8 protein-coding genes and 1 riboswitch are annotated in these 10,221 nt (G+C 66.8%); of the genes, 4 read left to right on the forward strand and 4 right to left on the reverse strand.

All coding sequences use genetic code 11. The features are described from left to right. Window positions 1-9: 9 nt before the first annotated feature. The gene (locus WD767_05980) at window positions 10-906 is read right to left on the reverse strand and encodes an LLM class flavin-dependent oxidoreductase (GenBank protein ID MEX2615625.1); all 897 of its coding nucleotides are present in this window, start codon (window positions 904-906) and stop codon (window positions 10-12) included. A 3-nt stretch (window positions 907-909) separates the two neighbouring features. Next, window positions 910-2,112, reverse strand: coding sequence for an O-succinylhomoserine sulfhydrylase (gene metZ, locus WD767_05985; protein ID MEX2615626.1), 1,203 nt, complete (start codon window positions 2,110-2,112; stop codon window positions 910-912). Window positions 2,113-2,186: 74 nt separating this feature from the next. Continuing rightward, window positions 2,187-2,264: riboswitch (SAM riboswitch) on the reverse strand. A gap of 123 nt (window positions 2,265-2,387) precedes the next feature. On the opposite strand from metZ, the gene WD767_05990 reads away from it, so the two are divergent. From WD767_05990 to WD767_06005, 4 genes are all read left to right on the forward strand, one after another. Next, window positions 2,388-3,062 (forward strand): glutathione S-transferase, encoded by a 675-nt coding sequence (locus WD767_05990; GenBank protein ID MEX2615627.1) that lies wholly within the window; start codon window positions 2,388-2,390, stop codon window positions 3,060-3,062. A 15-nt stretch (window positions 3,063-3,077) separates the two neighbouring features. After that, window positions 3,078-4,466, forward strand: coding sequence for an MmgE/PrpD family protein (locus tag WD767_05995; protein ID MEX2615628.1), 1,389 nt, complete (start codon window positions 3,078-3,080; stop codon window positions 4,464-4,466). 157 nt (window positions 4,467-4,623) lie between these two features. Next, entirely contained in the window at window positions 4,624-5,277 is a 654-nt protein-coding gene (locus WD767_06000; GenBank protein MEX2615629.1) for an ABC transporter ATP-binding protein, read from the forward strand. A 10-nt stretch (window positions 5,278-5,287) separates the two neighbouring features. Continuing rightward, window positions 5,288-7,816 (forward strand): FtsX-like permease family protein, encoded by a 2,529-nt coding sequence (locus WD767_06005; protein ID MEX2615630.1) that lies wholly within the window; start codon window positions 5,288-5,290, stop codon window positions 7,814-7,816. A gap of 9 nt (window positions 7,817-7,825) precedes the next feature. Here WD767_06005 and WD767_06010 read toward each other — a convergent pair whose 3' ends face one another. Continuing rightward, window positions 7,826-9,052, reverse strand: coding sequence for an MFS transporter (locus WD767_06010; protein ID MEX2615631.1), 1,227 nt, complete (start codon window positions 9,050-9,052; stop codon window positions 7,826-7,828). 135 nt (window positions 9,053-9,187) lie between these two features. After that, entirely contained in the window at window positions 9,188-9,844 is a 657-nt protein-coding gene (locus WD767_06015) for a terminase small subunit (GenBank protein MEX2615632.1), read from the reverse strand. Window positions 9,845-10,221: the final 377 nt, after the last annotated feature.

Below are 10,221 nucleotides of genomic sequence, written 5' to 3' on the forward strand. Positions count from 1 at the left end.
GCGACCCACTCAGAATTTCGACGCGACCTCGTCGACGAAACGGGTCATGGCGCGCAGGTCGGCGGCCTTTTCAGGCACGCGGAAACCGAGCACCATTTCGTCCAGCCCCGCATCCTCATAGGCGCGGATCAGATCGATCATGTCCGCCGCCGAACCCTGCAGGGTGGTGCGGTCCGCCACCGGTTTTTCCGATACGGGGGCATCGAAGCGCGTCTGGATGCTGATCGAATATTTAAGCGTCGCGGCGTCGCGCCCGGCCTCCGCCATCATCGCCGCGATTTTCCGGCGGCCTTCGGCAACCATGTTCGGCGACTGGCGCAACGTGTGCCAGCCGTCGCCATACTGCACGATACGCCGGAAGGCGGCGACGCTGCCGCCGCCGATCAGCAGCGGCGGATAGGGCTTCCGGAACGGCTTGGGCGAAAACTTCAGACCGCTGTAGTTATAGAACTCGCCGGAGAATTCCGGCACGTCCTGCGTCCACAGCGCCTGCAAGGCGCCCAGCACCTCGTTGGTGCGCCGGCCGCGCGACTTGAAATCGACGCCGAGATTTTTGAACTCGTCCTCCGTCGTCGCGACCCCGACGCCGAGCACGACCCGGCCCCGCGACAGTTGGTCCAGCGTCGCCACCATCTTGCCGAGCCGCGCCGGCTCATGCCACGGCAGCACCAGCACCGAGGTCCCCAGCCGCACATTCGTGGTCGCCATCGCGGCGGCGGTCAGAATCGTCAGCGCATCGTGATACGGCCGGTCGCCCAGCCGTTCGAGGACATAGCTGGAATGGAACAGGTGCTCCGCCACCCAGACGCTGGAAAACCCCATCTTCTCCGCCGCGACGGCGAGATCGACGAGATCGCGGGGATCCTCGACCCCCTGGTTGTTGGGAATGCTGTAGCCGAATTTCATGCCCTAGCTCCTTGCCGCCGCCAATGCCCGGGCGAGATCGTCGCAGATATCAAGCGGGTCTTCCAGCCCGACGGACAGGCGCACCACGCCGCCACTGAGACCCAGGGCCGCGCGTTCCTCCTCGCTCAGCCGCTGATGGGTCGTCGTCGCCGGATGGGTGACGAGGCTTTTCGTATCGCCGAGATTGTTGGATATATCGATGATTTCCAGCGCGTTGAGACATTTGAACGCGGCGGTCTTGCCGCCCGTCAGTTCGAAGGTGACCATAGTGCCGCCGCCGCTCATCTGCTTCTGCGCCAGTTCGTATTGCGGATGCGATTTCAGCCCCGGATACAGCACCCGCGTCAGGCCCGGCTGGTCCGACAGGAATTCCGCGACCTGCAACGCGTTCTCGCAGGCCTGCCGCACGCGGATATCCAGCGTCTCCAGCCCCTTGAGGAAAATCCACGCGTTGAACGGGCTGATCGACGGGCCGGTATGGCGCATGAACTGGTTCAGGTGATCGTCGATGAACTGCTGCCGGCACAGGATAGCGCCGCCCATCGCGCGACCCTGCCCGTCGATATGCTTGGTGGCGGAATAGACCACGATATCGGCGCCCAGTTCGAGCGGCCGCTGCAGCATCGGCGTGGAAAACACGTTGTCGACAATGACGGTCGCGCCCTGCGCGTGGGCCAGCTTCGCCACCGCCGGCAGGTCGATGATTTCCAGTAGCGGGTTGGTCGGCGTCTCCAGGAAGACGCAGGCTGTCGGGCGGTCCAGCGCCGCTTTCCATTCATCCAGGTTGCAGCCGTCCACGACCTTCGTTTCCACGCCCAGGCGCGGCAGGATATCGGTGATGATATACAGGCAGGAGCCGAACAGCGCCCGCGACGCCACGACATAGTCGCCGGCCTTCACGAAGCACGCCATCGAGGCGAAGACGGCGGCCATGCCGCTGGCGGTCGTGCGGCAGGCTTCCGCCCCTTCCAGCAGGCAGAGCCGTTCCTCCAGCATGGCGGTGGTGGGATTGGCGTAGCGCGAATAGATGAAGCGCTTCACATCGCCCTTGAACGCCGCCTCCGCGTCTTCCGCCGTGCGGTAGACATAGCCCGACGTCATGAACAGCGCTTCGCTGGTTTCCTCGAACCGGCTGCGCTGCAGCCCGCCACGCACCATCCGGGTTGCGGGGCGCCAGCGCTCGTTGTTGCTTTCTCTCTGGGTCATCTCGTGCCACTCCCTTATCGTCAAAGAATGACCGGGGCACAAAAATAGCCCCGGGCGTGCACGGCCGGAGCTTGAATCGATTCAAGTCAACCTTTTAGCCGTTGTTTTTACGTGGCCGCAATCCGGTCGGACAAATCACCACGAACAGGTAAACGATTACCGCGCCGGGACATGCCCGTCAACCGGGAAGATCAAGCGTCATGTTTTCGTATGACTCGGTTTCGCCGGGAATGGTATGACCGGCACTCCCGCAAACCACACCGGACAGGCGCGCCATGGCCTACACCCTCATCCTCGGCAACAAGGTCTATTCCAGCTGGTCGCTGCGCGGCTGGCTGCTGATGCGGCCTTTCGGCATTCCCTTCGACCAGAAGGTCATCGAACTGCACTCGGCTGACTTCGCCCGGTTCCGCGAAGAAACGCCACCGGCGCTGACGGTGCCGACGCTGCTGTCCCGCGAGGGCGGCGAAACCCTGACCGTCTGGGACAGCCTGTCCATCGCGGAATTCCTGCATGAACGCCACCCGGACGCCGGAATCTGGCCGAAAGACCCGGCGGCGCGGGCGGCGGCGCGCAGCCTCTGCGCGGAAATGCATTCCGGCTACCGGCCGCTGCGGTCGACCATGCCGATGAACATGCGCCGGCAATACAGGACCTTTACCCCGGACGCGGAGGCGAAAGCCGATATCGCGCGGATCGCCCTGCTGTGGCGCTGGGCGAAGGAACGATGGGGCGACGGCGGCCCCTACCTGTTCGGCGACGCCTTCACCGCGGCGGAAGCCTTCTACGCCCCCGTGGCCTCGCGCTTGCGGACCTACGGGGTCAAACTGGACGATGTGAGCCAGGCCTATGCGGACGCCGTGCTGGCGCATCCGGCAACCGCCGAATTCTTCGACGACGCGATGCAGGAAATCTGGGTCAGCGAAAAGAACGAAATGGATATCGAGTAAGGGGAGGAAACGGTCATGACCAGTGTCGGCAGCATCGCCAGCCGGCTCGCGCGATTTGTCGCCGGGCTGTCGCTGGATGACATTCCCGGCGACAGCCGGCATCACGCGCGGCTGCAACTGCTCGACGCCATCGGCATCGCGCTGGCCAGTTCGACGCAGGCCTTCGGGCGCCGCGCCGCCGACGGGCTGCAACTGCTCAGCGAGGGCGACGCGCTGGTCATCGGCCTGCCGCATCGCCTGGCGGTGCGGGACGCCATCCTGGTCAACGGCATCCTGATCCACGGGCTTGATTTCGACGACACCTCGATCCATGGCCGGGTCCATCCCAGTTCCTTCTGCGTCCCGCCGGCGCTGACCCTCGCCGTCGAGAAGGGGTTGAGCGGCGCGGAGTTGCTGACCGCCTATATCGCGGGGCTGGAATGCGCGATCCGAATCGGCGGCGCATCGAAGGGCGGCTTTCCCCGCAACGGTTTCGACGCGGGCGGGATCGTCAGCCCCTTCGCCACGTCCCTGGTGGCGGGAAAGCTGCTGGGCCTGACCGAAACCGAACTCACCCTGGCCCAAGGCCTCGCGCTCAGCACCGCCGGCGGCACGCGCGAATTCATCGACGCCATGGCCTGGACCAAGCGCATGCATCCCGGCTGGGGCGGGGTCGGCGGCGCCACGGCGGCGCTGCTGGCGAAGGGCGGGTTTCGCGGCCCCGCGCTGCCCTATGAGGGGCGTTTCGGCCTCTACGCCCAGTATGTCCGCGACGGCGCGGAGGCGGTCGACCTCGCGCTCGCGACCGAGGGGCTGGGCACGCGCTGGCATCTCGACGACGTATCCTTCAAGCCGCTGCCGGCCTGTTATTTCAACATCGCGCCGATCGACGCGGCGGCCGCGCTGGCGCGGCGGCACGACCTGACCCCCGGCGACATCGCCCGCGTGACCGTCCTGCTGCCGGAAGCGGCGGTCAATACGGTCTGCGAACCGGCGGCGCTGAAACGGCACCCGGATGACGGCTATGCGGGCGAGTTCAGCGTCTACTACACAGTCGCGGCGGCGCTGGCGCGGCGCGGCTTTTCCCTCGCCGACCACGGCGACGACGCGCTGGGCGATCCCGTGGTACAGGCGCTGGCGCAGAAGGTCGATTACGAAATCGACCCGCGGAGCACCTTCCCGAAATACTATTCCGCCGCCGTGATCGTGACCACGAGGGATGGCCGCCGGCTGGAGCATCGCGAGGATATCCATCGCGGCGCGCCGGAACGCCCGCTCGGCGAGGAAACCGTGACCGCCAAGTTCACCGACAACGCCACCCGCGCGGTGGATGCGCGGCGCGCGGATACGATCCGCGACACGGTCATGGGCCTGGAGACGCTGGATGACGCGCGCGTGTTCCGCGACCTGTTGCGACCGGCATAGGCAAGCGTATCGACGGGCGGCCCGGGTCCATTCTCACCGGAATGTGAAGTGAAAATCAGCCGCCACGTTTCTATTTCCGTAATTGATCCCTATCCTGGGATTACAGGACCAGAATCGGCGAGCGGAGCGGACAATCCCGGAAATCGACAATGTAGCCGTGCTGCGCGGCACGCGCCTCAGCTACCCTACGCCGGCGGGCGATATCGCGATCCTGAAAGGCATCGACCTGACCGTCGCCGCCGGCGAAACCGTCGCGGTTACCGGCCCTTCGGGTTCGGGCAAATCCTCGTTGATCGCCGTCATGGCGGGGCTGGAATCGCCGACGGGCGGCAATACCGAAATCCTCGGCCTGGACATGAACGACGCAAGCGAGCGGGACCGCACGCATCTGCGCCGGCGCGATATCGGCGTCGTGTTCCAGTCGTATCACCTCGTCCCGGCCATGACGGCCTTGCAAAATGTCTCGCTGCCGCTGGTGCTGGCCGGAATCCGGGATGCGGAGGAACGGGCCGGCAGGATGCTCGACCGCATGGGCTTGAGCCATCGCCTGACGCACCGCCCGGCCGCCCTGTCAGGGGGCGAACAGCAGCGGGTGGCAATCGCCCGCGCCTTTGTCGCCGAACCGAAGCTCGTGCTGGCGGACGAACCCACGGGCAACCTGGATCAGAAAACGGGCGATATCATCGCGGAGGCGATGTTCTCGCTGACGCGGGACAGCGGCGCCGCAATGGTTCTGGTCACCCATGACCGGGACCTGGCGGCGCGCTGTGACCGGACGGTCGCAATCGACGCCGGCCGGATTGCCGGATGACATGACCGACATGAGCAATCGCAGCAGCATCAGTTTCCATGTACTCAGGGAATTGCTGGCGGCCGAACTGGCGTCAGGCATTGTCGGCCTCCGCCTGTTCATGGCCTGCGTCGTCATGGCGATGTTCGTACTGGGTTCCGTCTGGATGCTGGGCGCCGGGCTGTCGCGCGCCCTGTCGGGCAGCGGCGCGGCGATTCTGGGCGGCGACATCGCGATCACGACGGTCAACGCGCCGCTCGGCGAGGGCAGTCTTCGCAGCGTGCAGGATCTCGGGCAGGTATCGCGCACCGTGGAACTGCGGACCTCCGCGACCGTGGGCGAGGTGCGGGCGCCCGTCGAACTGAAAGCGGTCGACGATGCCTATCCCCTGTATGGTACGCTGCGCCTTGCCGACGGGGTGTTACCGGAGACGCTTTTTGCCGACCGGAACGGCCTGCCCGGCGCCCTGGTCGAGCCCGCGTTCCTTGCCCGCTTCAGCGCCGGGACCGGCGACATCATCCGCATCGGCGATACGGAATTCCGCATAGACGGCACGCTGCTGACCGAACCGGACCGGCTGTCCGCCGGCCGGTTCATGGTGGGTCCCCGGATACTGATCGGGCTGCCGCGGCTGGAGGATACCGGCCTGCTGCGCTTCGGCTCCCTGGTCGAGTACCGGTATCGCATCCGGCTTGACGACGGAACCGGCGTTTCGGGGGCCTTGGCGGCGATACGCGACCTGAACCCGCAAGGCGGCTGGGAAATCGAGACGCCGCAGGACGCGGGCGACCAGGTCCGCCGCACCGTCGACCGCACGACGACGTTCCTCGGCGTCGCCGGCGTGGTCGCCCTGGCCGTCGGACTGGCCGGCGCCTGGGCCGCCGCGAGCGTGTGGGTCGCGCGCCGCGCCCGGACCATCGCCCTGTACCGGCTGTCCGGCGCGACCCCGGTTGTCGTCGTCGTCCTGCATGCCGTCATCATCGCGGTCGCGGCCTGTCTGGCCATCGCCGCCGGCCTGGGGCTGGCCGGTATCGTTGCGGCGATAATGATGGATACGGTGGCGACCCGCCTGCAACTGCTGTGGTCCCCCGCGGCGCTTGTGATGCCCGCCTTGCAGGTCACGGCGATTCTGGCCGTCGGCATCGCGGGCGCCAGCATCGCAACGCTGTCGGGCGCGGCGCGACTGTCGCCGGGGGCGGCCATGCGCAGCGGCGATGCGCCGCTCAGCCCCGCCCCGCATCATCTGCTGATCGGCGCCGCCGTCATGGGGACAGCAATCGTTTTCGCCATCTTCACCCTGCCCTTCCCGGCGCTCGCCGCCACCGCGGGTTTCGGCCTCGGCGCCGCCGCCGGAATACTCGGGCTTTGCGGCTGGGCCCTCGCCCGTATCGCGGCCCGTGGCCGGGCCCCGGGATTCATCGCCCTGGTCGCGCGGCAGGGGCTGAGCATGCCGGGCGCCGTCGCGACCAAGGCCGTGGCCATCGGAATCGGCATCGCGGGCGTCACCGCCATCATCGCGGCGCAGAGTTCCCTGGAGCAGTCGCTGAAGTCGGAACTGCCTGACCGGATTCCCGATATCATCCTGATGGACGTGCAGCCATCGCAGGTGGATCGGATCGCCGCCCGGATCGAAGGCGATCCGGCCCTGTCGGACCTGCAATCCTCGCCCTTCATGCGCGCGATAATCCTGTCGGTGAACGATATCCCCGCGGCGGATGCCCTGAAGCGGCCGGGCAAGTCCTGGGTCATCGAAGGCGACCGCAGCTTCGCCTGGGCCGCCGAGCCGACGGGGGCGGAGCTTCTGGCCGGCGAATGGTGGGATGCGGCGTATGACGGTCCGCCGCTCATTTCCGCCGAGGAGGACGTCCAGGAAGCCTTCGACCTGAAACCGGGCGACCGGATCACCTACAGCGTGCTGGGCCGGACCTTCACCTCGGAAGTCGCCAATATCCGCAAGGAATACCACCGGACCTTCCGCCCCGAATTCCTGATGGTCGCTTCGCCGCAGCCCTTCCGGGACGCGCCCCATTCATGGGTCATGAGCCTTGAAGGCCGCGACGGGACAGCCGTCGACAACCTGATCCGCGAACTTGCAACGACGGCGCCCAATATCACCGCCATCGACATCCGGCGCATCGTCGCCCAGGTTACCGACGTCATCGCGGGCGCGGTGCTCGCCTCGCTTGCCGTCGCGGTAACGCTGCTGGTCTCGGGCGCGCTCTCGGTCACGGCGGTTTTCGCCGCGGACGTGGATGCCCGCAGGCGGGAAGCGCTCGCCTTCGTCCTGATCGGCGCATCGCGCCGGGAAGTGGCGCTGGCGCGGCTGGCGGAAGCCGCCGCCATTGGCGCGGGCGCGGCGGTGCTGGGCGGCATGGCGGGGCAGGTCGGCGGCTACTGGCTGGTCGCCGAGGCCCTGCACATCGCATGGGCACCGGGGGTCGTTTCGTTTCTGCTGCCGCTTGCGCTGGGCGTCATCGCGGCCATTGCCGCCGGCCTGACCGGCGGCATAAGCGCCCTGCCCAAAGGCCCCGGCGCCGTTGCCCGGCAATTGAGCGCCTGAAACAGGCCCCTATTCCGCCGCCCGCAGCGCATTCCCCTTTATCCGCATCCGCATCACGATGCCCAGCACCGGCAGGATCACGGCGGCCAGCGTGAAGGCCGGCACCGGGCCGAAATGGGCGTAGAGGAAGCCGGTCAGCAGCACACCCACCGTCTGCGACAGGAACAGCGTCGCGGCGAACAGCGACATGCCGGGGCCGCGCCTGTCCGGCGCCATCTGGGTCGCATAGGTCTGCATCGTGTTGTGCAGCATGTAGAGCCCCATCCCGTTGGCGAAGATGATGGCGATGAACGGATACCAGGAGCCGGAAAACACCACCCCCGCATAGGACAGGCCGAGCAGCGCGCCGCCCGTGAGCACGATGCCGATCTGCCCGACCTTGCGCAGCAGGTAGGGCGCGCAGGTGAAATAGAACAGCGCCCCCAGCGCGTTCAGCGTGATCAGCAAGCCGATATGGTCGTAGCCGAGGCCGAAACTTTCCCGCAGATGGGTGGCGACGAAGGTGAAGGTCCCCATGCCGAAGGCCGCCTCGAAGAACAGCAGCGCCAGCACCATGCGGATATTGCGCCGCTTCAGCAGCGACAGGGTCGATACCGTGCCCGCGATCAGTTGCAGCCGCCCGGTCGGGCGCACCCGCTTGCGCTTGCGGGCTTCGAAGTAAAGCGCGAAGGCGGCCACCGCGAACAGCCCCGCCAGGCAGCCGAAGGTATAGCGCCAGCCCAGATGCGCGGTCAGCACCCCGCCGACCGACTGGCCGAAGACCTGCCCCAGCGTGGTGCCCAGCGCGAAGCGGGCCAGCATCGCCTGCCGCCGGTCGAAATGCACCGTGTCGCCGATGAAGGCCAGCGCGGACGGCACGATCCCCGCCGCCATCCCGCCGGAAACCGCGCGCAGCACCGTCAGCATGGTCAACGAGGTGGAGAACGCGCAGGCGATGCCCGCGAACCCCGCCAGGCCGGCGGCGATGGTGACGACCCAGAGCCGCCCGTAACGGTCGCCAAGCTGCCCGTAGAGCAGCTGAAGCACGCCGAAGGTGACCGCATAGGCCGCCACGACGACCGAGGCCTGCGCCGCCGACACGCCGAACCCGTCGCCGATCGCCGGCAGCATCGTATCCACCACCCGGAAATTCGCCGCCGCCGCGAAACTCGCGGTCGACAGCCAGAATATGGCCCGGTAGGGAATATCGGACCCATCGGCGCGGGGCGCGCCCGGATCGTCCGGTGCTGTGGTCATTGTCGGCGGACCTTTTGCGGCGCATGAATACGGAGCCGGCAGGACCGGCGGTATCGTACCGTCTCGTTATCGGATGGGTTGCTCTGGTTGTCGGCGCGATTGATCATCCATCCGCAGCTTCCCTGTCAACCGGCATTATACCGCAGCGCCGGGCGGCGCGGATTGAGCGGCCCGCGCCGCAAAAAAAGTATCCGATGGTTGGCTTTTATTGGCATTTATCGGCATGCCGGGGAGCGGAACCGGCGGAATCTCCCGCGCGCGGGCGGCATCCGGCCCGGGCGGGCGGGACGGGAAAGGTTCGTCGGGCAAGGCCGGGGATGGCGCGTCGGGCAAGGCCGGGGATGGCGCGTCGGGCATGGCCGGAGCTTCGCCTTGCGCCGTGACCTCCGGCGGCAGGCTCGCCTCCAGCGCCGCCAGCATCGCATCGAAATCCGGTGTTGCAGCGGCGGGTGCCGGGCGGGCCGCCTTCCGCCACGCGGGGATCGCCTCGGATACCTTCAGCTGCATCGCCACGGCGCGCAGCGCGGTATTCAGCTGGTTCTGCTCCAGCGCCAGTTCGTAGATCGATTGCAGCCGCGCCAGCACCGCATTGGAATCCGCCACCTGCCGGGCGGCGACTTCCTCGCGCAGCGCCGCGATCCGCGCCTGGATATCCGGCCGCGCCAGCAGCCGGCAGGCCTGCCCCGCCGCATTATCCTCGCCGTACCCCGCCGCAATGGCGGCGGCACTACCCACCGGCCGCCGGACATATTCCCGGCAGAACAATTCATGCCGCCCGTTCGGTCTGTTCATATCCCTGACCTCCGTGAAAGGGAGAAAACAGGAATATTATACTATTTAATGCAAAAAGTCAATGAAGCCCGGCCATCGCGGAAACGGCCGGGCCACATCCCGCACGAGCCTTCCGATCAGGAATCCGAATGGCGGCAACAGCCCGCCTTTCATCTTTTCGCCTGAAAAATAGTGCAGCGTTACCGTATTTGCCCGTATTTGCACGGATGGCCTGCTCGACCCGTTCCACATCCCCGCAGACGCAGGGACAACCCCGGGATACAATGGCATCGTGAATTTTTCCTGTTCACGTGCGCCGCTTTCCGACGGTCCTGGAAAATTTGGTGACACCCATTAGGCGTTAAGTTGCAAGAGGGAATATTTTTCCTTGCCGCCGG

It is taken from the genome of Alphaproteobacteria bacterium (genome assembly GCA_040905865.1).
In the GTDB taxonomy this organism is placed as follows: Bacteria; Pseudomonadota; Alphaproteobacteria; order UBA8366.

Coding starts and splice junctions, on each gene's coding strand:
- WD767_06010 (MEX2615631.1), bottom strand. CDS start 9,052: ATGACCACAGCACCGGACGATCCGGGCGCGCCCCGCGCCGATGGGTCC.
- WD767_05980 (MEX2615625.1), bottom strand. CDS start 906: ATGAAATTCGGCTACAGCATTCCCAACAACCAGGGGGTCGAGGATCCC.
- metZ (MEX2615626.1), bottom strand. CDS start 2,112: ATGACCCAGAGAGAAAGCAACAACGAGCGCTGGCGCCCCGCAACCCGG.
- WD767_05995 (MEX2615628.1), top strand. CDS start 3,078: ATGACCAGTGTCGGCAGCATCGCCAGCCGGCTCGCGCGATTTGTCGCC.
- WD767_06005 (MEX2615630.1), top strand. CDS start 5,288: ATGAGCAATCGCAGCAGCATCAGTTTCCATGTACTCAGGGAATTGCTG.
- WD767_06015 (MEX2615632.1), bottom strand. CDS start 9,844: ATGAACAGACCGAACGGGCGGCATGAATTGTTCTGCCGGGAATATGTC.
- WD767_05990 (MEX2615627.1), top strand. CDS start 2,388: ATGGCCTACACCCTCATCCTCGGCAACAAGGTCTATTCCAGCTGGTCG.